At 41.1% G+C, this 24485-nt stretch carries 27 protein-coding genes, 1 pseudogene and 1 riboswitch; of the genes and pseudogenes, 21 read left to right on the forward strand and 7 right to left on the reverse strand.

Annotated elements, in window-relative coordinates; genetic code table 11:
• Positions 1-103: 103 nt before the first annotated feature.
• The 7 genes from C6348_RS01305 to spxA all read left to right on the forward strand — a co-directional run bounded on the left by C6348_RS01305 (position 104) and on the right by spxA (position 5679).
• Positions 104-1048 carry an ABC transporter permease gene (locus C6348_RS01305; RefSeq protein ID WP_034663268.1) on the forward strand — a complete coding sequence of 315 codons (945 nt, stop codon included), beginning with the start codon at positions 104-106 and terminating at the stop codon, positions 1046-1048.
• Positions 1049-1051: 3 nt separating this feature from the next.
• Positions 1052-1969, forward strand: a complete 918-nt coding sequence (locus C6348_RS01310; RefSeq protein ID WP_034663265.1) for an ABC transporter permease — start codon at positions 1052-1054, stop codon at positions 1967-1969.
• A gap of 12 nt (positions 1970-1981) precedes the next feature.
• Positions 1982-3061 carry an ABC transporter ATP-binding protein gene (locus tag C6348_RS01315; RefSeq protein WP_034663262.1) on the forward strand — a complete coding sequence of 360 codons (1080 nt, stop codon included), beginning with the start codon at positions 1982-1984 and terminating at the stop codon, positions 3059-3061.
• 1 nt (position 3062) lies between these two features.
• Entirely contained in the window at positions 3063-3983 is a 921-nt protein-coding gene (locus C6348_RS01320; protein ID WP_106041582.1) for an ABC transporter ATP-binding protein, read from the forward strand.
• 104 nt (positions 3984-4087) lie between these two features.
• Complete coding sequence (locus C6348_RS01325) at positions 4088-4375, forward strand: hypothetical protein (protein ID WP_106031502.1); 288 nt, start codon at positions 4088-4090, stop codon at positions 4373-4375.
• 136 nt (positions 4376-4511) lie between these two features.
• Positions 4512-5090, forward strand: a complete 579-nt coding sequence (locus C6348_RS01330) for a GNAT family N-acetyltransferase (protein ID WP_060596005.1) — start codon at positions 4512-4514, stop codon at positions 5088-5090.
• A gap of 193 nt (positions 5091-5283) precedes the next feature.
• Complete coding sequence (gene spxA, locus C6348_RS01335) at positions 5284-5679, forward strand: transcriptional regulator SpxA (protein WP_003211421.1); 396 nt, start codon at positions 5284-5286, stop codon at positions 5677-5679.
• Between the two features lie 39 nt (positions 5680-5718).
• On the opposite strand, the gene C6348_RS01340 is transcribed toward spxA, so the two are convergent.
• A complete protein-coding gene (locus C6348_RS01340) occupies positions 5719-6384 on the reverse strand; it encodes a TerC family protein (protein ID WP_034663251.1) in 666 nt (221 codons plus the stop codon).
• 175 nt (positions 6385-6559) lie between these two features.
• Between C6348_RS01340 and C6348_RS19255 the strand changes: the two are divergent.
• The 5 genes and pseudogenes from C6348_RS19255 to pepF all read left to right on the forward strand — a co-directional run.
• Positions 6560-6680: pseudogene (locus tag C6348_RS19255) on the forward strand (hypothetical protein); the annotation flags it as partial.
• Complete coding sequence (gene mecA / locus C6348_RS01345) at positions 6647-7312, forward strand: adaptor protein MecA (protein WP_012009573.1); 666 nt, start codon at positions 6647-6649, stop codon at positions 7310-7312. The pseudogene C6348_RS19255 and the gene mecA, both read left to right, overlap by 34 nt.
• Before the next feature lie 85 nt (positions 7313-7397).
• Positions 7398-8918, forward strand: coding sequence for a cardiolipin synthase (cls, locus tag C6348_RS01350; protein ID WP_106037857.1), 1521 nt, complete (start codon positions 7398-7400; stop codon positions 8916-8918).
• Positions 8919-9079: 161 nt separating this feature from the next.
• Positions 9080-10240 carry a competence protein CoiA gene (locus tag C6348_RS01355; protein ID WP_106041584.1) on the forward strand — a complete coding sequence of 387 codons (1161 nt, stop codon included), beginning with the start codon at positions 9080-9082 and terminating at the stop codon, positions 10238-10240.
• A gap of 214 nt (positions 10241-10454) precedes the next feature.
• On the forward strand, positions 10455-12281 hold the full coding sequence (pepF, locus tag C6348_RS01360) for an oligoendopeptidase F (RefSeq protein WP_282067363.1): 1827 nt from the start codon (positions 10455-10457) through the stop codon (positions 12279-12281).
• Positions 12282-12384: 103 nt separating this feature from the next.
• On the opposite strand, the gene C6348_RS18995 is transcribed toward pepF, so the two are convergent.
• From C6348_RS18995 to C6348_RS01380, 5 genes are all read right to left on the reverse strand, one after another.
• Complete coding sequence (locus C6348_RS18995; RefSeq protein ID WP_034663238.1) at positions 12385-12558, reverse strand: hypothetical protein; 174 nt, start codon at positions 12556-12558, stop codon at positions 12385-12387.
• Between the two features lie 296 nt (positions 12559-12854).
• Entirely contained in the window at positions 12855-13766 is a 912-nt protein-coding gene (locus tag C6348_RS01365; RefSeq protein WP_034663234.1) for a ClpXP adapter SpxH family protein, read from the reverse strand.
• Positions 13763-14161, reverse strand: coding sequence for a globin domain-containing protein (locus C6348_RS01370; RefSeq protein ID WP_008355333.1), 399 nt, complete (start codon positions 14159-14161; stop codon positions 13763-13765). The genes C6348_RS01365 and C6348_RS01370 overlap by 4 nt, the downstream gene beginning before the upstream one ends.
• A 276-nt stretch (positions 14162-14437) precedes the next feature.
• Entirely contained in the window at positions 14438-15205 is a 768-nt protein-coding gene (locus C6348_RS01375) for a lytic transglycosylase domain-containing protein (protein ID WP_066031036.1), read from the reverse strand.
• A gap of 21 nt (positions 15206-15226) precedes the next feature.
• Positions 15227-15805, reverse strand: coding sequence for a CYTH domain-containing protein (locus C6348_RS01380; protein WP_106041586.1), 579 nt, complete (start codon positions 15803-15805; stop codon positions 15227-15229).
• A gap of 236 nt (positions 15806-16041) precedes the next feature.
• Here C6348_RS01380 and C6348_RS01385 point away from each other — a divergent pair, with 236 nt between their 5' ends.
• From C6348_RS01385 to C6348_RS01400, 4 genes are all read left to right on the forward strand, one after another.
• Positions 16042-16407 (forward strand): UPF0738 family protein, encoded by a 366-nt coding sequence (locus C6348_RS01385; protein WP_034663228.1) that lies wholly within the window; start codon positions 16042-16044, stop codon positions 16405-16407.
• Positions 16408-16440: 33 nt separating this feature from the next.
• Entirely contained in the window at positions 16441-17070 is a 630-nt protein-coding gene (yjbM, locus tag C6348_RS01390) for a GTP diphosphokinase (RefSeq protein ID WP_034663227.1), read from the forward strand.
• Between the two features lie 64 nt (positions 17071-17134).
• Positions 17135-17935, forward strand: coding sequence for an NAD kinase (locus C6348_RS01395; RefSeq protein ID WP_060596013.1), 801 nt, complete (start codon positions 17135-17137; stop codon positions 17933-17935).
• Positions 17936-17979: 44 nt separating this feature from the next.
• A complete protein-coding gene (locus C6348_RS01400) occupies positions 17980-18849 on the forward strand; it encodes an RluA family pseudouridine synthase (RefSeq protein ID WP_066031035.1) in 870 nt (289 codons plus the stop codon).
• A gap of 38 nt (positions 18850-18887) precedes the next feature.
• Here C6348_RS01400 and prpE read toward each other — a convergent pair whose 3' ends face one another.
• Positions 18888-19631 carry a bis(5'-nucleosyl)-tetraphosphatase PrpE gene (prpE, locus tag C6348_RS01405; RefSeq protein WP_066031034.1) on the reverse strand — a complete coding sequence of 248 codons (744 nt, stop codon included), beginning with the start codon at positions 19629-19631 and terminating at the stop codon, positions 18888-18890.
• A 162-nt stretch (positions 19632-19793) separates the two neighbouring features.
• Here prpE and C6348_RS01410 point away from each other — a divergent pair, with 162 nt between their 5' ends.
• The 5 genes from C6348_RS01410 to thiS all read left to right on the forward strand — a co-directional run bounded on the left by C6348_RS01410 (position 19794) and on the right by thiS (position 24481).
• Positions 19794-21635, forward strand: a complete 1842-nt coding sequence (locus tag C6348_RS01410) for a monovalent cation:proton antiporter family protein (RefSeq protein ID WP_106041588.1) — start codon at positions 19794-19796, stop codon at positions 21633-21635.
• Positions 21636-21694: 59 nt separating this feature from the next.
• Positions 21695-21804, forward strand: a riboswitch (TPP riboswitch).
• A gap of 78 nt (positions 21805-21882) precedes the next feature.
• Positions 21883-22593: a thiaminase II gene (gene tenA / locus C6348_RS01415; protein WP_066031032.1), complete on the forward strand. Its 711-nt coding sequence runs from the start codon at positions 21883-21885 to the stop codon at positions 22591-22593.
• Positions 22568-23185: a thiazole tautomerase TenI gene (tenI, locus tag C6348_RS01420; protein WP_034663211.1), complete on the forward strand. Its 618-nt coding sequence runs from the start codon at positions 22568-22570 to the stop codon at positions 23183-23185. The genes tenA and tenI overlap by 26 nt, the downstream gene beginning before the upstream one ends.
• The gene (thiO, locus tag C6348_RS01425; protein ID WP_106041590.1) at positions 23169-24281 is read left to right on the forward strand and encodes a glycine oxidase ThiO; all 1113 of its coding nucleotides are present in this window, start codon (positions 23169-23171) and stop codon (positions 24279-24281) included. The genes tenI and thiO overlap by 17 nt, the downstream gene beginning before the upstream one ends.
• Complete coding sequence (gene thiS / locus C6348_RS01430) at positions 24278-24481, forward strand: sulfur carrier protein ThiS (RefSeq protein WP_034663206.1); 204 nt, start codon at positions 24278-24280, stop codon at positions 24479-24481. The genes thiO and thiS overlap by 4 nt, the downstream gene beginning before the upstream one ends.
• Positions 24482-24485 lie beyond the last annotated feature (4 nt).

Here is a 24485-nt window from a genome sequence, read left to right on the forward strand (position 1 = left end):
AGAGATCTACGGCAAGGATCTTAAGGTATATGGAGGATGTCTCTCCATATACCTTTCTTGCTGATTAGAGAAAATGTTGTAAAATCATGGAGGTGCAATTCCATTGCTTAAATATATCGGTAAGCGATTAATATATATTTTAATCACACTGTTTGTTATTGTAACTGCAACTTTCTTTCTCATGCAGGCAGCACCGGGTGGTCCATTCTCTGGTGAGAAGAAACTTCCTGCTGAAATTGAAGCAAACCTAAACGAGCACTACGGGTTGGACAAGCCCTTATTTGTTCAATATGTAAACTACTTAGGTTCAGTTGCAAAATTAGATTTTGGTCCCTCATTTAAATATAAAGGACAAACTGTAAATGACTTAATCAGTTCTGGATTCCCCGTTTCCTTTACCCTCGGAATTGAGGCAATTCTCCTCGCATTAGCATTTGGTGTATTGTTTGGGGTCCTTGCAGCGCTCTATCATAACAAGTGGCAGGACTATACGATTGCCATTTTAACGATCTTTGGAATTTCAGTTCCAAGTTTCATTTTAGCTGCGCTGCTACAATATGTATTTGCATCTGAGGCAAGCGTTATAGCGATTTTCCCAGTTGCAGGATGGGAGTCTTGGGCCAGCACCGTACTACCTTCTATTGCACTTTCCTTCATGCCTATGGCATTTATCGCTAGACTTGCACGGTCAAGTATGCTTGAAGTTCTAAACAGTGATTACATTAGAACGGCTAGAGCGAAAGGATTAACGAAATCAGCTGTGACGATTAAACACGCAATTCGAAACGCATTGTTACCTGTCATTACATATATGGGACCAATGGCTGCTTCAGTGTTAACAGGTAGTTTTGTCGTGGAGAAGATTTTCGGTATTCCTGGATTAGGCTCTCACTTTGTCACAAGTATTACAAACCGTGATTACACCGTCATCATGGGTGTCACAGTCTTCTACAGTATTATTCTATTAATCAGTATTCTAGTCGTTGACGTCCTCTACGGTATTATCGATCCTAGAATTAAACTGACGAAGGCGAAGAAAGGGGTCTAACACATGGAAGAGATGAGAAAAGATTTATTTGTTCCTGCGACAGCTGACGCAGCAGAATCTGAAAAAATTTCTAAACCTAGTCTATCTTTATGGAAGGATGCTATGCTTCGCTTCCGTGCAAATAAACTTGCAATGGTTGGCCTTTCAATCATTTTTATTATTGTGATGCTGGCCATCTTTGTTCCGATTTTTTCTAAATATGATTACTCGACGACCGATTTACTGAATGCAGACCAGCCACCTTCAAAAGAGCACTGGTTCGGTACAGATGATTTAGGACGTGACATGTTTGTCCGTACATGGGTCGGGGCAAGAATTTCGATCTTCATCGGTCTTGCTGCAGCGGTCCTTGACGTGATCATCGGTATTATCTGGGGAAGTATTGCTGCGTTCAAAGGCGGCCGTACAGATGAAGTCATGATGCGTATCGCAGACGTTTTATGGGCAATTCCAACACTATTAATGGTTATCTTAATGATGGTTGTTCTGCCAAAAGGATTATTAACAATTATCCTCGCCATGACAGTCGTAGGCTGGATAAACATGGCACGTATCGTTCGGGGACAGGTTCTACAATTAAAGAGTCAAGAGTACGTTCTTGCTGCACAAACATTAGGTGCGAAAACATCTAGACTTTTATTTAAACACTTAATTCCAAACTCAATGGGACCAATTCTTGTCACAATGACACTCACCATTCCTTCAGCTATTTTCACGGAGGCATTCTTAAGCTATCTAGGACTTGGTGTACCGGCTCCATTAGCGAGCTGGGGAACAATGGCGTCTGACGGAATTCCGGCCATGACGTACTATCCTTGGAGATTATGGTTCCCAGCCGCATTTATCTGTATAACAATGTTTGGTTTTAACGTGGTTGGAGACGGACTAAGAGACGCTTTAGATCCGAAGTTGCGTAAATAAGGAGTGATTAGGATGGAACGTGAACGTATTCTAGAGGTGAAAGACCTTGCAATCTCATTTAAAACATATGGTGGAGAGGTTCAAGCCATTCGTGGTGTGAACTTCCACTTAAATAAAGGCGAGACACTTGCTATTGTAGGTGAATCTGGCTCTGGTAAAAGTGTGACATCACAGGCCATCATGAGATTAATACCGATGCCGCCGGGTTATTTCAAGCGCGGACAGATCCTGTTTGATGGGCAAGATATCGTCAAGAAAACAGAAAAACAAATGCAGACCATTCGAGGAAAAGACATCTCAATGATCTTCCAGGATCCGATGACTTCTTTGAATCCAACGATGAAAGTCGGGAAGCAAATTACAGAAGTACTGTTCAAGCACGAACAAATTTCAAAAGAAGCGGCTGAAAAAAGAGCTATTGAATTACTGGAACTTGTTGGAATTGCAATGCCTGAAAAAAGAATCAAGCAATACCCGCACGAATTTAGTGGCGGGATGAGACAAAGGGTTGTCATCGCGATGGCGCTCGCAGCAGATCCAAAGCTATTGATTGCCGATGAGCCGACGACAGCACTAGATGTAACGATTCAGGCGCAAATTTTAGAATTAATGAAAGAAATTCAGCAAAAGGTGGAAACATCTATTATCTTTATTACGCATGATCTAGGTGTTGTCGCCAACGTCGCTGATCGTGTAGCCGTTATGTATGCAGGACAGATTGTGGAGACAGGGACTGTTGATGAAATTTTCTACAATCCAAAACATCCATATACGTGGGGACTTTTAGCATCAATGCCGAGCCTTGACACAGATGGCGGAGATGAAGGAAAGCTGACTGCAATCCCAGGAACACCACCAGATCTGACAAACCCGCCGAAAGGAGATGCATTTGCACTCCGAAGCGATTATGCAATGAAAATTGACTTTGAACAAGAACCGCCAATGTTCAAAGTATCAGATACGCATTATGTGAAATCATGGCTACTTCATCCAAATGCACCTAAAGTTGAACCGCCTGCTTCTGTAAAGGCGAGAATGCGTGAACTAGAAGGTAGCTACGAAAAACCTGTATTAGTAAAAGAGGGTGAATAGCATGGCAGAAAAACTGTTAGAAATCAAAAATTTGAAGCAGCATTTCCATACAGCAAGAGGGACTGTGAAAGCAGTTGACGGAGTTTCATTTGATATTTATAAAGGTGAAACACTTGGCCTTGTAGGGGAGTCTGGTTGTGGTAAATCCACTACGGGCCGCTCCATCATTAGACTTTATGATGCGACAGATGGTGAGGTTCTTTATAAAGGGGAAAGTGTACACGGGAAGAAATCAAGACAAAAAATGCTTGAGTTCAACCGTCAAATGCAGATGATCTTCCAAGATCCATATGCCTCACTCAACCCTAGAATGACAGTGCTTGATATCATTGCAGAAGGCATCGACATTCATGGCCTTGCGAAAACAAAGCAAGCACGTAAAGAGCGTGTATACCAATTGCTTGAAACCGTTGGATTGAACAAAGAGCATGCAAACAGATACCCGCATGAATTCTCAGGTGGTCAAAGGCAGCGTATCGGAATTGCCCGTGCATTAGCAGTTGAACCAGATTTCATCATTGCCGATGAACCAATCTCTGCATTAGATGTGTCGATCCAAGCACAGGTTGTCAACTTAATGAAAGAACTTCAAGAAGAAAAAGGCTTAACGTACTTATTCATTGCCCATGACCTGTCTATGGTAAAATACATCAGCGATCGTATTGGCGTGATGTATTTCGGAAAATTGGTTGAGCTGGCACCAGCGAATGAATTATACGAAAATCCGCTTCATCCATATACAAAATCATTACTATCTGCGATTCCGCTCCCAGATCCAGATTATGAGCGTAACCGCAAACGAATCAAGTATGATCCATCTGTTCACAAAGGAACAAACACACAGTTCCGTGAAGTGAAGCCGGGTCACTTTGTGAGCTGCACAGAGGAAGAATTCAAAGAGCTTCAAGCTAAACAATCATAAGAAGAAAGAAGCGCTGCTATGTCAGTGCTTCTTTTTTATTTTACAAAAAAACGATATGATGGTGATTTCTAGTTAACAACAAGCAGGTTCTAGGAGGAAATCAGATGTCCATATGGAAGACGTTTCGCTACTCATTATTTCACTTTCTAATTGTATTCATGCTTTTTTCAACGTCTTTTTTGAGGAAACCAAATGGGGGACAGTGGATGCTCGTGTTTATGGTGCTCATTGGCATTGTGTCTTTTTCGGTGGAATATATGCTTAACCGAAAGACAAGCAATCAGAAGCAAGAAGCACGGCGCATGAAGTATCTTTATTTCATTATGTTTCAAATAGCGATGACACTTATCCTCTTTGTTTGTTTTCAACTACTCATGGACCGTTCGATATAAAACTTTTTTCTGTTGTTTGAAAAAAAGTGAAACTAGTGAAGACTTTGCTGCGTCTTACTAGTACAGGCGTTTAAATAATAGGAAATCGGGAATATCTAAGGAAGTGGTTCTTAACGATATCATAAGGAGCGGATCCATGAATTGGTATGAAAAGCTCAGTGAATACTTCCCGATAGAAGAAATGAAGTCAAAAGAGCATATGGAAGCTTTATTAAAGGAAAGAAGTGATGTTTATCATAAGGAGGAAGGACCTCATCATGTGATGATGTACGCCGAATTTGATTCTTTCATCTTTATTGATTATTTATTTGTTTCCAGAGATGCAAGAGGTGAAGGCCTCGGATCAAAGCTCATTCATAAGCTGAAGGAAAAAAAGAAACCGATCTTGCTTGAGGTCGAGCCTGTAGATGAAGATGATGCAGATACTGCAAAACGCCTAAAGTTTTACCAAAGAGAGCACTTCAAGCACGCAGAATCAATCGGTTATAAACGCAGGTCACTTGCAACAAATGAAGTGAACCGCATGGAAATCCTTTATTGGTCGCCTCTTACAGATAATGAGGAAGAAATGATGGAGGCTATGAGGAAGACCTATGAACGAATCCATACGTATAAAGATGAAGAATGGTATGGGCAGTCGTATGAGGATGTTGATGATGTATTGAAGGTCATTGAAAATAGAAAACAAAAAAATATTTTCGATCATCTCGACTAAATGAGAATGTTCAGACATCAAACGGCACCACAAAATGAATGAAATTGTCTAGTTTTTGTCACAAAAATTGCAAGAAAATCTGTTCACACTTACTTTTTTATAGTATAATCACTATAAAGATTACTTATTTAGAACAATTTTAATTTAAGAATACAGATCAATATTCATTCTACAAATTGAGGAGTGAAGATTTATGGTAACATTATACACATCACCAAGCTGTACATCATGTAGAAAAGCAAGAGCGTGGTTAGAAGAGCACAATATCCCGTATCAAGAGAGAAACATCTTTTCTGAGCCTCTTTCAATCGATGAAATCAAAGAAATTCTTCGAATGACTGAAGACGGTACAGATGAAATTATCTCAACACGTTCAAAAGTATTCCAAAAGCTAAATGTGAATGTTGAGACAATGCCGCTTCAACAATTGTATAAACTGATCAATGAGCATCCAGGTCTTTTAAGACGTCCAATCATCTTGGATGAAAAAAGACTACAAGTTGGCTACAATGAAGATGAAATTAGACGTTTCCTTCCAAGAACGGTTCGTACATTCCAACTAAGAGAAGCTCAGCGACTTGCTAACTAATAGAAAATTGAAAAGCTGCCGATCATTTGGCAGCTTTTTTTATTTGTTTTCAGCTGTTTGTTCGTAAAATAGGCTGGCTAAAATGACCATTACGACCGTTAAAAACGGAAGCATAAATTCGAGAGTCGCATGCTGAGCCATAAATTCATTCAATTTCACATCACGAACAATCATTTCACCGCCAGTAAAAGCCAAAAGAGCACTTCCTCCGTATAAAAGAAACGGGAATTTGGTTAAAGCGGCATGAATCAGTTTACTTCCCCAAATAATAATCGGTACTGAAATCATAAGGCCGAAAGCGGTCAGCAGCATGTTGCCTTTTGCCGCACCTGCAACTGCAATCACATTATCAAGTGACATAAAGAGATCTGCAATCACAATGGTCTGAACCGCACGCCAAAGGGAGCCGCTGCTTTTAATGCGAATCGATTCTTTCTTTTGTTCAATTAACAAATTGTATCCTATATAAAGGAGAAAAAGCCCGCCGATAAATTGCAAATAAGGGATGGTCAATAAATAAACTGCGGCACCCGTCATCATAATTCTCATCAGCACTGCCAAAAGTGTGCCGATCCATATGGCTTTATTGCGTTTGTCATTTGACAAGCTGCGGCTAGCCATCGCAATGATCAACGCGTTATCCCCGCCTAAAATCAGATCTATGCCAATAATCATTAGTAAGGATACGATCCACTCTGTTTCCATCCATTTCACCTCATGTCTAATAGAGCTCGTACAACCAATATATGAAGACAATTCAAATATATGTTTCTGCAAGTTTTCTCTGCAAAAAATGCGTTTTTATTTCTTTTATTCATGTTTTATCATAAAATAGATAGTACGAAGTAATACCTCAATTCTTTAAACGGTTAGCATGTAGACGGAACGGGTAAAGTGTAGTAAAGTACTATTAATTGGGAGCTTGTATGTCCCTTCAACATCTTATATAGAAGGGAAGGTTGGCAAAATGGAAATTGAAAGAATTAATGAACATACAGTGAAATTTTATATTTCCTACGGTGATATTGAAGATCGCGGATTTGACCGTGAAGAGATTTGGTATAATCGTGAACGCAGTGAAGAGCTGTTTTGGGAAGTAATGGACGAAGTGCACGAAGAAGAAGAATTTGCAGTAGAGGGACCGCTTTGGATTCAAGTGCAGGCACTTGACAAAGGTCTTGAAATTGTCGTGACGAAAGCCCAACTTTCTAAAGATGGACAAAAGCTCGAATTGCCGATTCCAGAAGATAAAAAAGATCAAACAGATGAAGAAAGTCTAGACGCACTGCTTGATGATTTTCAAAAAGAAGAGCAGGATCAAGAAGACCATAATGAGAAAGACAAAAAACTTCAACTTCAATTTGTGTTGAAAATGGATGACTTTGAAGATTTGATTGCACTTTCTCAATTAAATATGCAGGATTTTACCACAAGTTTATATTCGTTTGAAAACCGTTATTATCTATATGTTGACTTCCACGAGGATTTGTCAGATGAGCAAGTGGAGAATAAGCTCAGCATTTTGCTTGAATATGCTCATGAATCAGTGGTCAGCATTTACAGACTGAAAGAATACGGTCAGCTGATTATCGAAGGAAACGCCCTTGAAACGATTCAACAGCACTTCTCGTAACCAACAAAAGTCGATTTCTATAGAGGAATCGGCTTTTTTATCTGAATGAATAGGTAAATAAAGAGATCGGCAAGGAGAAAATGAAATGAGAAATTTAGTCAAAGTTCTATTTTTTCTTATCATTACGATAGGTGCTTATTTAGTCATTCAAATAATTGCCGGTGATTTAGCGGTAAGTGTATTAAGCTCTGTCAGTGTTCTATTCACTTTATCGATTATCTTCATCGGGTTTGTCATATTCTTGGAGAACCGGAATCCATCTCAAACGATTACGTGGCTTGTCCTGCTTGGCAGCTTTCCGTTATTCGGCTTTTTGTTCTACATTTTCTTTGGACGCAATATCAAAAAGCGCCGGCTGTTTGAAAAGAAAGCCATCCTGGACGAACAGTTAATCCAGGAAGATGAACATATTCATAGAGAAGCGATTGAGAAAATGACGCATATGGGTGATCATCAGCAGCTCTTATTTAAGCTGGCCCACAGACTTGGACATACCCCTATTACGTATCGCACGTCCTCTAAAGTCCTGACCAATGGAGAAGAAACATTCTCTCATATTTTTGAAGAAATCAAAAAAGCGACACATCACATTCATCTAGAATATTATATTCTCCGCCACGATGACCTTGGGCAAGAATTAAAGGATATTCTAATTGATAAAGCGAAAAATGGCGTGATTGTCCGCTTTTTATATGACGATGTAGGAAGCTTAAAGCTCTCTCGTCAATATATTGCTGACCTCGAAAAGGCTGGCGTTCAGATCGTTCCGTTTTTACCAGTCAGGCTCCCCCTGTTAAATAATAAAATCAATTTCCGAAATCACCGAAAAATTGTCGTGATTGATGGAGAAGCCGGATTTGTCGGCGGGCTGAACATTGGAGACGAATATATGGGCAGAAGCAGACAATATGGATTTTGGCGTGACACGCATTTGATGATTAAGGGGGAAGCTGTTCGTGACCTGCAGCAGATTTTCATGCAGGATTGGTACTATATGACGAATGAGAGATGCGCAGGTGTGGACTACTTCAAAGATTTCAGCCACCTTGAGAGCACAACAGAAGGCGTACAAATGATTGCTGGCGGTCCTGATAAACAGTGGGAGGTCATTAAAAATCTCTTTTTCTCCATGATTATCTCTGCCAAAAAGTCTATTTGGATCGCTTCACCGTATTTTGTGCCGGATGATGATATTTTGTCTGCATTGAAAATTGCTGCATTAAGCGGAGTAGACGTACGGATTATTGCTCCGAAGAATCCAGATAAACGGATCGTCTTCCATGCGTCCCGTTCATACTTCCCAGAGCTTTTAGAAGCAGGAGCAAAGGTGTATGAGTATGATCAAGGCTTTATGCATAGTAAATTTATCATTGTGGACAGCGAGCTGGCTTCGATAGGAACGGCCAACATGGATATGAGAAGCTTTCATTTGAATTTTGAAGTGAATGCCTTCCTATATAAAACGAAAAGCACAGAGAAGCTCGTGAACGACTTCTTAGGTGATTTAGAGCAGTCGCATGAAATTGTCCCAGAAGAATTTGCAAAGAGACCGTTAAGGGTAAGACTGTTTGAATCCACAGCAAGATTATTATCACCATTACTATAAAGATTGTATTTTCCCCCTTTTTATCAGGGGATTTTTTTATTTTCCTCAGGAAAACATCAGTAAAATCATGTTTTGACATGATAAAAGTTCATTTTGCCTATTCGCTTCTTAATAGACGAACAAGCTATAATACGGTCATCAAAGAGTAAGGGGCGAGCTGAATGAATACAGCGATCATGGATAATGGAAAGCTTATTCGAATTACACTTCATTTATCGAAAAACCGGCTGGAGCATGTAAGAACGACATGCAAATTTTATTGTCCTGATTGCAGGGAGGAGGTGCAATTAAAGCTTGGTGAACAACGTGTGTATCATTTTGCACATAAACAGCTGACAGCATGTCCACTAGCCTCAGGCGAAACGGCTTATCATCAGGCGGGGAAAGAAGCCATCATGAATTGGCTTCAGCAGCTGGGACATAAACCGGTGCTTGAAAAGTATGTGTCAAAAGTTCATCAGCGTCCTGACGTGGCCGTCTCTATTGGAGGAACAAGCTATGCAATTGAATATCAATGTTCAAATATTTCCCGGCAAGAGCTGCGTAAAAGAACGGCAGGACTCCGTGAAGCGGGGCTCATCCCTATATGGGTAATAGGGGCAAATCGTTTAAAGCGAATATCTGCCCAGCTCTTTTCCTTCTCCTCCATTCATTGGGGAATGTTAAGGGAATCACAGAAAGGGAGTCTGATTTTTTACTGTCCGCTCCAGAATAGATTCATCCATCTTGCTCAACTTCTCGTATTTCAACCAACGAAAATATGTGCCGCCATGACTGTCAGACCGCCAACAGCATACCGCGAACTTTCGGCGCTCCTATCTCAGCCCTCAAGCAAGCGTCCAGTCTACAAGCAATGGCTTAGATGTATACAGCAATTTAGGCAGCGGCCTCCCCGCATTTTATCAAATGAAAGCAAACGGTTGAGAGACATTTTCTATGAGCATCATCAAATGGCTTTCCCTTTTCTGCCAACTGAATTATTTATCCCGCTGAAAGAAACGTATATTTTTACAAGTCCTGTTTATGTCTGGCAGGGGTGTCTGTATGATTGGATGATGAGGAAAAAAGGAAGCAGTCCAGTAACGGTTCAACTGCTGATGAAAGAAATCAAGCGGTGTGTCCAGATGAAAGAAGTAAAGCTCCGATACAGTGATGTTTCTATAGAAGAAATACAAGAGGTCATCACTGCATATGTTAAGGCGCTTGTCAGACAAGGGTTTTTACACATGACGAAAGAGGGTAATTATGAAGTAGCGTCGAATCAAATGCCGATACGAACAGTAGATGAAGCGTTCAAACGAGATGCTTTCTTATTTCATTAGCATGTTTCATGCCCACTTTGATCATGATAAGAAAAAGGTGGTGCTGCGATTGAATAGAAAGAAACGCTTTTTTCTCATTTTTTTAGTCTGTTTGGTATTTATTTCTGCATATGATTTGACAAATATAGTTCAAAACAAAGAAGATAAATACAACACCAATTTCTTTCACTTTCCGAAAGGTTGGTTCAACACAACTTATGCAAGGGGGATTCATATGACTTCACAAAGCAAAAATAACCATTTACCAGACAGAAGCGAAGTAAAAGAAGAAAACAAATGGCGTCTTGAAGATATTTTCGAAAGCGTTGATGCATGGAACAAGGAATTCGAAGCTGTCAAAAAAGAAATTCCTAAGCTAGCCCAATTTAAAGGCAAGCTGGCCCATTCTGCTGATGTACTGTATGAAGCCCTAACCTTTCAGGATCAGCTTTCTGAAAAGCTTGGTAAGCTTTATACATATGCGCACATGAAATACGATGAGGATACAACTAACTCATCATTTCAAGCGCTGAATGATAAAGCATCGAATTTATTTACACAGCTCTCTAGTACTTCTGCTTATATTGTTCCAGAGATTTTATCGATTCAAGAAGATAAATTGCAGCAGTTTATTCTGGAAAAAGAAGAATTAAAACTGTATTCCCATGCTCTCGAAGAAATTAATAAAGAGCGTCCACATATTTTAAGTGAGGAGCAAGAAGCTTTATTAGCTGAGGCCTCTGAACCACTCTCAACTTCATCTACTACTTTTAGTATGTTTAACAATGCTGATATTTCGTTCCCTTCTGTAAAGGATGAAAATGGGGAAGAAAAGAAGATTACCCACGGCAACTTTATCACATTTTTAAACAGTGATGACCGTGAAGTGAGAAAGAATGCCTTTAAAGCTGTGTATAAAACGTATGATCAGTATAAAAACACGCTTGCTTCGACACTGAGCGGTTCGATTAAAAAGGATAATTTTTATGCAAAAGTACGAAATTATAAATCAGCAAGAGAAGCGGCACTATCTCGGAACAGTATTCCAGAAGAAGTATATGACAATCTGATTGATACAGTTCATCAATATTTACCGTTATTACACCGTTATATTGAATTGCGTAAAAAGGTATTAAAGCTTGATGAAGTGCACAATTATGACTTGTATACACCACTTGTAAAAGATGCTGGTATGAAGCTAACCTACGATGAAGCAAAAGATTATATGCTAAAAGGGTTAGCGCCATTAGGAGAAGAATATGTGTCCGTGTTAAAAGAGGGACTGAGCAATCGCTGGGTAGACGTTTATGAGAATAAAGGGAAACGCAGCGGTGCGTATTCATCTGGAAGCTATGGTACAAATCCATATATCCTCATGAACTGGCAAAATAATATTGATAATTTATTTACACTGGCTCATGAATTTGGGCACTCTGTCCACAGCTACTATACAAGAAAGCATCAGCCATATCCGTATGGAAACTATAGTATCTTTGTAGCTGAAGTGGCTTCTACGACAAATGAAGCGTTACTTGGCGAATACCTGCTGAATCATCTAGATGATAAAAAGCAGCGTTTGTATGTGCTAAATCACTTATTAGAAGGATTTAGAGGAACGGTATTCAGACAGACGATGTTTGCTGAGTTTGAGCATCTGATTCATGTGAAAGCACAAGAAGGAGAGGCTTTAACGCCAGAATTCATGACGAACCTTTATTACGACCTGAATAAGAAGTATTTTGGAGACGGCATGGTTGTGGATAAAGAAATCGGATTAGAATGGACGAGAATTCCTCACTTCTATTACAACTATTATGTATATCAATATGCAACAGGCTATAGTGCTGCACAGGCATTAAGCAAGCAAATATTAGAAGAAGGAAAACCTGCGGTGGAGCGCTACACAGACTTCCTTAAAGCAGGAAGCTCTGATTATCCAATTAATGTGTTGAAAAAAGCAGGTGTTGATATGGCTTCCAAAGAACCAATCAAAGCAGCATGTCAATTGTTCGAAGAAAAGCTGAAAGAAATGGAAGAGCTCATCTCTAAAACGGGTGAGTGATGAAAAGACTTCTGTCAGACGTGTGAGTGCAAACTCATCTTTTGACAGGAGTTTTTTTCTCATAAAAAAAGACCTCTTCGCATGTAGAGGCCGTTCCTTATCATCAACCTTTAAATCCCTTAAAGGTCTTCCGGTGGTTCATTCGATAAAGTGTAAAAAGAATAGAAGCAAATAAGAGTGGGGATGTTAGATAAAGAGGAAGCATTTTCATTAAGCCTAATATATTTAAAAAGAAACATAAGCCAATGGAAACAAGTCCAATGGTTGTGCTGCGCATGCAGATCCCTCCATTTTTTCGTTACTTTCACTATATGAAAGTGACAACCCTCTTATGTTTTGTGACAAAAATATGAACTTATAGTATATCTGTTGTCATAAGTCGACAAAATTTGATATACTACAGATGTGAAATTAATCACATACAAACATTACCCCTTTGTTTGACCGTGAAAAATTTCTCCCATCCCCTTTGTTGTCGTTAAGACATAGTGAAACCGCGCTTATCCCGGCGCGGTTTCTTCGTGCCTAAAAATAGAACGGATGTTCCTTTTTAGGGTGAAGAAAAAACATGGGTCAGCACCCATGTTCATTCTCACAGCGGTAGAGATCAAGATCTGAATGATGATCATCTACTTTATAGCGCCAAAACATTTCTTGATGTACTTGTACACGTTCTACCTTTTTAGCGAAAGCCAGCTTTTTCATTTCTCGTTCAACTTCTTCAAGTGTCAGGTCATAAACGACAGCAATCTCTTTTGCAGATGCAAATTGAAAGTAAGCAATAAACCATTCAATTGGAGGCCGTTCTGAAGGTGTTGGTTTTTCACCAATCATTTCAAAAAGGATTTCCTCGTATACATCATAAGAGTACGCACCTGAAATTTTTAATCCTTCATCCCCGTTTACTGTATTAAAAAAGGCAAAGGTCGGAAGCTCAGATACGTCCATTTCAGCTGCAATTTTCATATCACATTGTAGTGCTTTAACAGCACTTTGAGAATGAATATCGCGCTGGAATTCCTCGATGTCCAGTCCAGCACTTTTTGCATTTTCTAGCAGCACATGTTCACTTGTCACATCTTGCTGATGGCAAAAAAGTGATTCTTGAATGAGACGCAGAAACTTCATTCCGCATTTTCTGCCTTGAAGCTCAGCCGCTTTTAATGCAAGCGAGGCGAGGTAGGGTGAAGTCACAATTTGTTCGGACAGCATTTGTTCTTTTTTGGTCTGAGTTTTGGTAGCAAATTTCCCCCATGCTTCGGTCAGTAAATGCTTTTTTCGTTTTCGATTCAATGCATTAATACTAGAACTTGTCACCGTTCGTAAAGTGAAAAAACGGCCGTACTTCATTTTCAATTTTTTAATGGATGGCTCTAATAACCAGCAGTCTGGACTTAGAGGGTCAATGAATACATAGATTTCAATCGGCTTTTGAGGATGTCCGTGACAGTGTGAGAAATATTGATCGTGCGTATTGCAGCTCAAGATCGTCCATCCTTTTCAGGTGTTTGATTGACCATATGACGAGCCGTTAGAGAAAGCCGCTCAAATAAAAAGTCACGAATATCGCCGGTTAATCCTACTTGATCCATCGCATCCTCCATGCATTCAAGCCATGCGTCAGCCCGCTCCTCAGTAATCGGAAAAGGGAGATGTCTCGCCCGCAGCATAGGGTGGCCATGCTCCTCTGTATAAAGCGGGGGTCCGCCTAAATATTGAGTTAAAAACTGTTTTTGTTTTCTTGCTGTTTCTTTTAAGTCATCCGGGAAAATAGGATGAAGCAAAGGATGACACTTTACATTTTCATAAAAAGTATCAACAAGTTGCGATAGAAGTTCCTCTCCAACCGCTTCGTAAGGTGCGTTAAACGATTGTACCATGTTGACTACTCCTTTTACTCGTAGTTAATAGGATGAAGCGCCCTATTGTGAATTCATTTATTTCAAAAGTGATATTCAGTTTGTTCTATTTTATTGTTTCTATTCTTGTATACTTATTTTAACAACCTCAACTCAATTCCACAAACAAACCGCTTTGGTCTATTGGAAATAAGGGGTGAGGCGGGTTCCGTGATCAATTGACCATATCATAACACATTCAGTCAAAAAAGGGTGAAAAGCGACATACAAAAAACCGAAGAGGTTATTCTCTTCGGTTTAAGCGAAATATTGCGCTGTGATTTTCTTTACATAATTTTGTGTTTCTTTAAATGGTGGTATGCCACCGTATTTATCAACATTTCCTGAGCCTGCATTATAAGCAGCTAAGGCAAGTGAGACATTTCCATTATATTTCTGAAGCATTTGTTTTATATACTTCGTGCCGCCTTCGATATTTTGGGCCGCATCAAAGGCATTATTCACACCAAGTGACTTAGCAGTAGATGGCATAAGCTGCATGAGGCCAAGTGCGCCTGCATGACTGACCGCATTCGTACGATAGCCGGATTCTTGCTTGATGACCGCATGAATCAGCTTCTCTGGAACGCCATGCTTTTGAGCCATTTGTGACACGATTTGATTAATTTCTTTTGATGATGAGCCGTTTGAAACAGCCTTTTGAAGCGGCGGCGTGTAGCTGTTGTTTAAGACATTACCAATGCCGTTCGCTGTATTCAATTGAGCGTCATTCGCATATGAAGATGGAGATTGAAGCTGCTCACTGCCAGCGATAGCAGACAAGTATGGGTTTGTACGCGCGTATTGCGTGTTCGGAGCCGTTGATGGGTCCGTTCCCATAAACGCAGAAATAGAAAGCGGCAGGCGTGATAATTCTGATCCGCCTAAAAAATCTTGCAGCAGCGACTGAAATGAAGCTTGTGCATTCGATTCTTGGCCGGCCGGTATTTGTGTTTGTCCAGGGTCTAATTGTAACGTTTTAAGCGCTTGAAGCTGCATAAAGGATTGAAGTTGATTGACGTTCATCATGTTCCTCCTTCAAGGAATTCATCTATTCTGTGTTTTCATTTTCTCTTCATAAAAACGTACGACTTTGTTTTTCGTGTTTCGTACAGGGATTTGGAATTTTTGGAGCAATGCGGAGAATGCGGCTTGTCCGATTTCCAGGTCGCTCACTTCAAATTCAAGTTCATAGTCCTCTACTGTTAAATATCGGCTGTGATCCAAAACAATTAAGCCTTCTTTGATCATTTTTTCAGCTCTTGATGTTTCAAGTGAACCAAAATACACAATTTGATCCTTTTGAATGTTCAGATGGTCTAACCTGTCAGCTACTTCACCTTCTGGCAGCTGAAAATCGTCAAGGCTTGAAGGAGGAGAGATCGTTTGGTGGGTTTCGAGCAAGCCTATTTCGTGTGGTTCCTTTAACGTGAGAACCCACTGACCGTCTTTTTCTCTCATTCTTAGTGCAGCGAATTGAGATTTTATATCAAATTGAGGTGTATCAAAGTAATAGTTGGTTTGTGTGTGAAAATCCGAATCCTTCAATTGAAAATGTTGTTTCAGCTGTTCAAATTCTTCTTTCATTAACAATTGCTTTAGCTCTATTTCAATTTCCTGTGCCATTTTGACATCAACCTTTCATTTAGAGGAAATATGATTATTGTACACGAAGTGTGTTCATCATGTAAAAGACTGTTTTTATCTCTTATTTCTCTTTCCACATGTGCCAAAATAAATGGAGAATCATGTGAAAGGATCATTTATAAGAAGAAAATAGGATTTTCTCAAAAAGTTCGGTTTATCAATATTGAACTTGATATGATAAAATAAAGCTGTACTTTGTTGTAAAGGAGATCATGATGCAAAACCGAATTGAAATCACAGAAGCAACTTTAAAAGAAGACAGGCTAATTTTGACGACCACGTCAGAAGAGCAAATCCAAAAAGCAAAAGCATCAGGACAAATGCTTGTTGATTCTGATCACTTTGCGTTCGTTTACATACTTGAAAACGAGGAGTCCTTTTCGTATCTTATCTTAGGGGAACATACATGGGCTCCATTAAAAGAAGCAATGAATCTTGACATCCCTGTCTATTTGGCAGCGGGAGAACATTCGTTAGAACTCATTCAGCTTCATCAAGAATTACATTATTTAATCGACAATATTAAAGACAATGCCAATTACGGAGATATGGAAGAGAAAGTGAAGAGCACATTCCTCTGAAATAATTAGGTATATGGAATTGGGGGAAGTTTCATGGACAAAAAACAATGGGATCAATTCCTCGCACCGTATAAACAAGCAGTCGAAGAATTAAAAGTGAAACTAAAAGGCATTCGAAAGCTGTATGAATTCGAGGATGACCATTCACCAGTAGAATTTGTCACAGGCCGAGTGAAACCTGTTGCCAGCATATTAGAAAAGGCAAAGCGTAAAAACATCCCGATGCATGAAATTGAAACGATGCAGGATATTGCTGGGCTTCGCATTATGTGCCAGTTTGTAGAAGACATACAAGTGGTGAAAAAAATGCTCCAGTCACGAAAAGACTTTGTGGTTGTTGATAAACGCGACTATATTGCAGAACATAAAGAAAGCGGATACCGTTCGTACCACCTTGTTGTGTTATATCCGCTGCAAACGATCAGCGGAGAGAAGCAGCTCCTCGTCGAAATCCAAATTCGTACACTTGCGATGAACTTTTGGGCGACCATTGAGCATTCTCTGAATTATAAATATAGCGGGAATATCCCGGAGAAAGTCAAGCTGCGCCTTCAAAGAGCTTCTGAGGCAGCATCTCTTCTTGATGATGAGATGTCTGAAATTAGAGGGGAAATTCAAGAAGCACAAGTGGCATTTTCCCGGAAAAAGAAAAATGACAGCTGACCTGAGCTTGATCAAATATGATGCTGCCCTCTCATAGCAGCAAGGTGGAAAAGGAGAAGAATTCATGAAATTTGCAGTTTCTTCGAAAGGGAATTCTGTATCTGACACACTCAAAAATAAAATTCAGACCTACTTATTGGATTTCGGGATGGAACTCAACGAAGAGGAACCGGATCTTGTCATTACGGTTGGTGGAGACGGCACCCTTCTTTATGCGTTTCACCGTTATAGCGACCGTCTGAATGAAACAGCTTTTGTCGGTGTTCATACAGGTCATCTTGGTTTTTATGCTGACTGGGTGCCAAGTGAAATTGAAAAACTCGTCTTAGCTATTGCGAAAACGCCTTATCACATTGTGGAATATCCGATCTTAGAAGTCATTGTCAGATACAACGACGGCGGCAGAGAAGAGAAATATTTAGCAATGAATGAATGTACGATTAAAAGTATGGAAGGGACGCTTGTGGCAGATGTTGAAATTAGGGGTCAGCTGTTTGAAACATTCAGAGGTGACGGTCTTTGTCTGTCTACACCGTCTGGCAGTACAGCCTATAATAAAGCACTTGGAGGCGCCATTATTCATCCTTCCATTAGAGCCATTCAGCTGGCAGAAATGGCTTCAATCAACAACAGAGTGTTTCGAACGGTCGGTTCACCGCTTATTTTGCCAGACCACCATACTTGTGTCATTAAACCGATGAATGATGTCGATTTTCAAGTAACCATTGATCATTTGACGCTGCTACATAAGGACGTCAAATCCATTCAATGCCGGGTAGCCGATGAGAATGTCCGTTTTGCCCGATTTAGACCATTTCCGTTTTGGAAAAGGGTGCAAGATTCCTTTATCGGAAAAGGAGAATAAGAAAGAGGTCGTTCTCGCTGGAATACTTTACGCTAAACAAAACCATGACAGCCAAAGAAGAAGGGCTGCTTTTAAAGGATTATTTAATAGATCTTGGCATTTCGAAAAGGATGCTGACGGATATTAAATTTGATGGCGGTGATCTCCTCATTAATGGAGAGCATGTGACTGTGAGATACAAGCTGCATAACGGAGACAGGCTCACCATTTTATTCCCAGAGGAAAAAGTGAGTGAAGGGCTGAAGCCTGCTCCGATTCCGCTTGATATTTTATTTGAGGATGAGCATGTCCTTGTGCTGAATAAAAAGCCATATATCCCGTCCATTCCTTCTCGGGAACACCCAGAGCACAGTATTGCGAATGGATTGCTGCACCATTATGCAGAGCAGTCTGTTCGGCTGACGGTTCATTTGGTGAACCGCCTTGATCGTGATACATCGGGCGTCATGCTCGTGGCCAAGCATCGCTTTGCCCACAGCCTTTTATCAAAGGCGCAAAAAAGTGGAGCGGTCAAACGAACATACAGAGCGTTTACACATGGCATGATCTCGGAAAAGTATGGAACCATTCGTGCAAAAATTGCCCGAAAAGGAGATAGTATCATCGAGCGAATGGTCGATGATACTGGACAGGAAGCAGTGACGCATTTTACATTGCGAGCGGTGGACGCTGAGTTGAACATGTCAGATGTGGCTCTATCACTTGAAACTGGGAGAACACATCAAATTCGTGTTCATATGAAGTATCTTGGTCACCCGCTCATCGGAGATACGCTATATGGCGGAACGAGTGAGCGGATGGACCGTCAGGCACTGCATAGTGAGACTCTTGTCTTTCCTCATCCGATGACTGGGGAGGAAATGACATTCTCGGCTCCGCTTCCTGAAGACATGAAATCATGCTGCTTTAAATAGAGAAACCCGGCTACCTGCAAGCGCAGGACCGGGTTTTTTTATGATGTGAATTGCTGAAACCTTGAATCGTCATAAGGCATAGAGGAAGGAACAGAGACCGTTTCAAGCTCAGGATATGTGAGGGCAGACAGCCGGTGGCCAAATACGCAGCCTGTATCAATATTGACGGTTCTGCCAACGAATCGGGGTTCTTTCACTGGTGTATGTCCGTATACAATCCACGGTTTTCCGCGATATTCCTTTGCCCAATCCTTCCGCACAGGTCGTCCATCTGGCCATGTTTCTCCTGTGACCGCGCCAAATAATAGATAGGATCGCATCTGTTTGTTCGGCTTTCTTCCAATGTCCTTTTCCTTCATCGCTGCGTGAGCAATAATCAGTTCATCAGGAATGAGTACATCGTAAAGCGGAGCCTTCTCAAATAGCTGCTTAAATTCATGTGACAATTTGGTTTGTTCATGAAGGGGCAGCTTTTTTATTTCGTTCACTGTGGTTTCGATGCCATGAAGTAATTTCACGGGATTTCCTTTCAAATAGCGATAAAGCTTAAAGCAATGGTTGCCAGGTACGTAGCGGATCGCGCCGTGTGCGTAGGCATGAATGACAAATCGCATCACATCTACTGACTGAGGGCCTCGATCTGTTAAATCACCGACAAGGGCTAGCGTTCTCTTATCAGGATGGACGGGTAATCCATGTTTGAGCTCGTATCCTAGTTTGTGTATGAGGGTAAGCAGCTCTTCGTAGCAGCCGTGGATATCTCCAATGATATCAAATTTCATAAGATTTCCTCCTGATCTTTCTCATCCATTCACCGGGGTTAAAGAAGTTTGAATTTTAGAACATATAACGAATGGCTTTCTTTTCATTTAGGCAATTGTTAGAATCAATGCTTTAACGTAAAACTTAAAAGATTAAACATCAATGTTAGGAGGCTTTAGCCAATGGAGCATACATCTGTTTCATCACTCGTTGTCGTTATTATTGTCGCCTTTTTCACCCCACTTTTATTGCACCGATTTAAGCTGACCATTCCGGTCGTTGTTGCTGAAATCATCATGGGGCTCATCATTGGAAAAAGCGGTCTTCAACTGGTAGTTGAACATGATGCATGGTTAGACACGTTATCCATGCTCGGTTTTATTTTTCTGATGTTTTTAAGTGGACTTGAAATAGATTTTTCTTCTTTTGAGTCAAAGAAGAAAGCACGAGAACTGCCAAATGGTCTAAAAGAACCAAATACGTTTAAGGCAGCCACGATTATTTTTCTTGGCGTATTTAGTATTTCTTTTATCCTGTCCTATGCGTTTGTACTTGCAGGGTTTATCCAAAATGCCTTTTTAATGACACTCATTATATCGACCATCTCATTAGGGGTCGTGGTTCCCACCTTAAAAGAGGAAAAGTTAATGCAGACGAATATCGGTCAAATCATCTTGCTTGTCGCCGTCATTGCTGATTTGGTGACGATGATTTTACTTGCTGTGTTTTCCTCCATTTATGGCGATGGTACAGGGAATATGTGGCTTCTGCTCTTATTATTTGCTGCGGGCATTCTGCTTTATTTATTTGGCCGCGTATTTAAGACAAAGTCGATTTTTCAGTCCATGTCAAAAGGGACCGTGCAAATTGGGACAAGGGCGATCTTTACTCTCATTATAGTCTTAGTTGCCTTATCTGAATCACTCGGTGCTGAAAATATTCTTGGGGCGTTTTTAGCGGGCGTACTTGTGTCCCTTCTTTCGCCGAATAAAGAGCTTGTCCAGCAGCTGGATTCATTTGGCTACGGATTTTTGATCCCCATCTTCTTTGTGATGGTCGGAGTGGATTTAAATATATGGGCACTGTTCAAGGACCCAACCATTATGATCATGATCCCGCTGCTGTTTATTGCATTACTGGTTAGTAAGCTCATCCCGATTCTTTATTTGAAAAAATGGTATGACATGAAAAAAGTGATCGGTTCTGGCTTTTTATTAACATCGACGCTATCACTCGTCATTGCAGCTGCGACGATAGGGGAGCGGCTCGGAGTCATTGACCATAAAATGTCTGGAGCGCTGATTCTAGTCGCGGTACTGACGAGTATTTTAACGCCTGTTTGGTTTAAAGCGCTGTTTAAAAAAGAACAAGCTGCGAGCCATAAAAAACGTGTGACCTTTATTGGTGCAAATCAGCTGACCTTACCTGTCACACTTGATTTACATCAGAATGAATATGATATTCGGATTTTACATGTCTTTCAAGAAAATAAAGAAGCGCTGCTTGCTGACTCCATCTTTGAAGTCGAATCGATTGAAGAGTACGACGATGAGACGCTGCGAAAGGCAGGCGTTGGCCAGGAGGATGTCCTCGTCGTCGCAACAGGCAGTGAGACGAAAAATAAGGAAATTGCTTTATTTGCAAAGGAAGAAGGAGCGAAACAAGTCATTGCTAGTGTCAACAAAGCTGAGACAGAGCTGACATTGAAGGAAGCAGGCATTGATACGTTTTCTAATTTCCTATCATCTAAAACGGTGCTAAGAGCCTTGATTGAAGCACCGGATGCGATTCGATTATTAACAAATGAGGATACTTCTTTGTATCAAATTCAAATGAACAATCATCGTTATCACAATGTCATGCTGAGGGAATTTCCGTTTACCGGTGATTTGGTCTTTGTCCGTATTTTCAGAGGGGTAGACAGCTTAGTACCACATGGAGATACGACGCTTAAAAGCGGCGACCGTGTGCTTGTGTCAGGCTCTCGTGAGTATGTGGCAGGACTAAGAGCCCAATTAGAGTAAGAATGAACCCTTGACCAATGAACAATTCCTGATTAAGATAGAAGTACAACATCATATATTTGATCCACTAGGGGAGTCCTTTAAAAGGGCTGAGATAAAAGTGTCGACTTTTAGACCCTCATTACCTGAACAGGTTCATACCTGCGTAGGGAAGTGGTGCGGTTTTTGACTATGCTTTTTACAAATTCCAAGCCACTTTCCACGCGGAAAGTGGCTTTTTTATATGGAAAAACAGGAGGAGAGAAACATGACGTTTTCAACTGAATGTAAAGAAGCAGCAGCAACATGGTGGAATGGAAGCTTCACACACCCATTTGTCAAAGGGATTGGAGATGGCACGCTTTCACTCGATCGTTTCACGTATTATGTGATGCAGGATTCATATTATTTAACTCATTTTGCAAAGGTGCAAGCATATGGCGCAGCGATTAGTGAGGACTTACATACGACGGGCAGAATGGCGTATCATGCGCAGGGTACGTATGAAGCAGAGCTGTCGCTGCATAGAAAGTTCACAGAGCTTTTGCAGATTTCAGATGAAGCCATCGAGAACTTTAAGCCTTCTCCCACTGCTTATGCGTATACCTCTCATATGTACCGATCTGTGAAAAGCGGGCGATTTGAAGAGATTTTAGCCGCGTTATTGCCGTGCTACTGGCTATATTATGAGGTGGGTGAAAAGCTGAAACAAACCACACCTGACCATCCGATTTATCAGGAATGGATTTTGACATATGGAGGGGATTGGTTTAAGGAGCTCGTCTTTGAACAGGTCAACCGCTTTGATGAACTAGCCGAAAAAGCGTCAGAACAAGTACGGGCCAATATGAAAGAAAATTTTGTGATTTCAAGCTATTACGAGTACCATTTCTGGGAAATGGCGTATCAAAAAGAAACATGGCAAACAGCATGCTTAGATGGGGTTGGTGCAAATGGAACTCCACGCAGTGACAAATGATTCGCTTCCTGTGGATGAACTGATCAAACAAATAAAAGCCATCGCACCTGAAGTGGATTTTATTCATATCCGGGAACGGTCTAAAACAGCAAGTGAGCTTGTTGATCTCGTGAAAAGACTCTTTTTAGAAGGTGTACCGAAAGAGAAGCTCATCATCAACGACAGAGTAGACGTTGCACTGCTCACCAATATTCACCGGGTACATCTCCCAGGCCATAGCTTTTCGCCAAAAGAGCTGCGGCAAAAATTCCCTCACCTTCATGCGGGTGTCTCTGTTCATTCGATAGAAGAAGCGAAAGCAGCGGAGAAAAATGGAGCAGAGTATGTCATGTTTGGGCACGTATATGACACCACTTGTAAACCAGGACTTCAGGCAAGAGGCGTACAGCTTGTGAAAGAACTGACATCTGCACTGTCTATTCCAGTGGTGGCGATCGGTGGATTGACACCTGACCGCATTCCAGAATTGAAACACGCGAATGTGAAAGGGATTGCTGTCATGTCTGGAATTTTTACTCATCATCAGCCGCGCATGATGGCACAAGCATTTTCTAAACAGGTAAAGGAGCATCCTTATGAAGAAGCATTATGACGTTGCAATCATTGGTGGTGGAATCATAGGGATGTCCATTGCCTATCACCTTGCAAAAGCAGGAAAGCATGTCGTCTTACTTGAGGCGAATGAGGTAGGGAAGCAAACGACAAGTGCGGCTGCTGGGATGCTCGGTGCACATGCTGAAGGAGAGGGTCATGAGGATATTTTTTTTCAAGCAGGCAGAGCAAGCCAGGCATTGTACGAGAAGTTAAAAGTCGATCTACAGCATGAATCTGGCATTGATATTCGGACATCAGCGGGCGGTATCATGAAGGTAGCCTTTACAGAAGAAGAGAAACAAGCACTTTGCCGGATGCAGTATTTGTCTACATTTGATTGGCTGGACGCAAGCAGCGTAAAAAAATGCATGCCTCAAATGGCAGATAACATCTTAGGAGCAGGTTTGATTAAAGAGGATGTTCATGTCGAACCTTATGCGGTATGCCGGGCATTTTGGCAGGCGGCGGTAAGGTTCGGGGCAGATGTGAAAGAATGTACACCCGTGATCGAAGTGAAGCGGGAGAAAGAAGCGTTAGCGATTAGAACAACGAAGGGAACATTCACATGTGATGATCTGACTGTAGCGAGTGGTGTATGGTCTGGCCGTTTTTTTGAAGAGCTTGGATTAACTCATTCTCTTTATCCAGTAAAGGGGGAGTGTGTGTCTGTATGGAATAATGGTCCAGCACTCGCGCACACCATTTACCATGATCATTGTTATATCGTTCAACGAGATAGCGGCAAACTGGTCGTTGGTGCAACGATGAAGCCAAACGAATGGCAGGCTGTTCCAACGCTTGGCGGCATCGAAGCTGTGATTCAAAAGGCGTCTCAGCTTATGCCTTCGATCAAGGAGATGCCGATTGATCAGTGCTGGGCTGGTCTTCGCCCGGCGACAAGCGACCGGCATCCCTACATTGGAAGACACCCAGAAGATCAGCGTATTCTTTTTGCTGCAGGGCATTACAGAAATGGCATTTTACTTGCCCCGATTACTGGAGAGATCATTCGCGACCTGATATTGGGTGAACCGGTCAAAAAGGAATGGTTTCACGCGTTTCGTATTGGCCGAAAGGAGGCACTGTTTGTATGAAAATTCAATTGAATGGCAGAATCGTTGATTTCGATCAAGAGAATGGAACGATCTATGATCTGCTATCAGCCTATCAGCTTGAAAATAGAGTAGTGATCGTGGAAAAGAACCAAGAAATTATTGACAAAGAAGCGTTTCAACAAGTAAAAATTCAATCTAATGACACGATTGAAATCGTTCACTTTGTAGGAGGAGGATGACAAC

It is taken from the genome of Bacillus sp. YBWC18 (genome assembly GCF_002998775.1).
GTDB lineage: Bacteria > Bacillota > Bacilli > Bacillales > Bacillaceae > Bacillus.

Coding starts and splice junctions, on each gene's coding strand:
- thiO (WP_106041590.1), top strand. CDS start 23,169: ATGAAGAAGCATTATGACGTTGCAATCATTGGTGGTGGAATCATAGGG.
- C6348_RS01385 (WP_034663228.1), top strand. CDS start 16,042: ATGCAAAACCGAATTGAAATCACAGAAGCAACTTTAAAAGAAGACAGG.
- C6348_RS01340 (WP_034663251.1), bottom strand. CDS start 6,384: ATGGAAACAGAGTGGATCGTATCCTTACTAATGATTATTGGCATAGAT.
- C6348_RS01315 (WP_034663262.1), top strand. CDS start 1,982: ATGGAACGTGAACGTATTCTAGAGGTGAAAGACCTTGCAATCTCATTT.
- C6348_RS01330 (WP_060596005.1), top strand. CDS start 4,512: ATGAATTGGTATGAAAAGCTCAGTGAATACTTCCCGATAGAAGAAATG.
- yjbM (WP_034663227.1), top strand. CDS start 16,441: ATGGACAAAAAACAATGGGATCAATTCCTCGCACCGTATAAACAAGCA.
- mecA (WP_012009573.1), top strand. CDS start 6,647: ATGGAAATTGAAAGAATTAATGAACATACAGTGAAATTTTATATTTCC.
- C6348_RS01375 (WP_066031036.1), bottom strand. CDS start 15,205: ATGAACGTCAATCAACTTCAATCCTTTATGCAGCTTCAAGCGCTTAAA.
- tenA (WP_066031032.1), top strand. CDS start 21,883: ATGACGTTTTCAACTGAATGTAAAGAAGCAGCAGCAACATGGTGGAAT.
- cls (WP_106037857.1), top strand. CDS start 7,398: ATGAGAAATTTAGTCAAAGTTCTATTTTTTCTTATCATTACGATAGGT.
- spxA (WP_003211421.1), top strand. CDS start 5,284: ATGGTAACATTATACACATCACCAAGCTGTACATCATGTAGAAAAGCA.
- C6348_RS01400 (WP_066031035.1), top strand. CDS start 17,980: ATGACAGCCAAAGAAGAAGGGCTGCTTTTAAAGGATTATTTAATAGAT.
- C6348_RS01320 (WP_106041582.1), top strand. CDS start 3,063: ATGGCAGAAAAACTGTTAGAAATCAAAAATTTGAAGCAGCATTTCCAT.
- C6348_RS01310 (WP_034663265.1), top strand. CDS start 1,052: ATGGAAGAGATGAGAAAAGATTTATTTGTTCCTGCGACAGCTGACGCA.
- C6348_RS01380 (WP_106041586.1), bottom strand. CDS start 15,805: ATGGCACAGGAAATTGAAATAGAGCTAAAGCAATTGTTAATGAAAGAA.
- thiS (WP_034663206.1), top strand. CDS start 24,278: ATGAAAATTCAATTGAATGGCAGAATCGTTGATTTCGATCAAGAGAAT.
- pepF (WP_282067363.1), top strand. CDS start 10,455: ATGACTTCACAAAGCAAAAATAACCATTTACCAGACAGAAGCGAAGTA.
- C6348_RS01325 (WP_106031502.1), top strand. CDS start 4,088: ATGTCCATATGGAAGACGTTTCGCTACTCATTATTTCACTTTCTAATT.
- C6348_RS01410 (WP_106041588.1), top strand. CDS start 19,794: ATGGAGCATACATCTGTTTCATCACTCGTTGTCGTTATTATTGTCGCC.
- tenI (WP_034663211.1), top strand. CDS start 22,568: ATGGAACTCCACGCAGTGACAAATGATTCGCTTCCTGTGGATGAACTG.
- C6348_RS01355 (WP_106041584.1), top strand. CDS start 9,080: ATGAATACAGCGATCATGGATAATGGAAAGCTTATTCGAATTACACTT.
- C6348_RS01395 (WP_060596013.1), top strand. CDS start 17,135: ATGAAATTTGCAGTTTCTTCGAAAGGGAATTCTGTATCTGACACACTC.
- C6348_RS18995 (WP_034663238.1), bottom strand. CDS start 12,558: ATGCGCAGCACAACCATTGGACTTGTTTCCATTGGCTTATGTTTCTTT.
- prpE (WP_066031034.1), bottom strand. CDS start 19,631: ATGAAATTTGATATCATTGGAGATATCCACGGCTGCTACGAAGAGCTG.
- C6348_RS01370 (WP_008355333.1), bottom strand. CDS start 14,161: ATGGTACAATCGTTTAACGCACCTTACGAAGCGGTTGGAGAGGAACTT.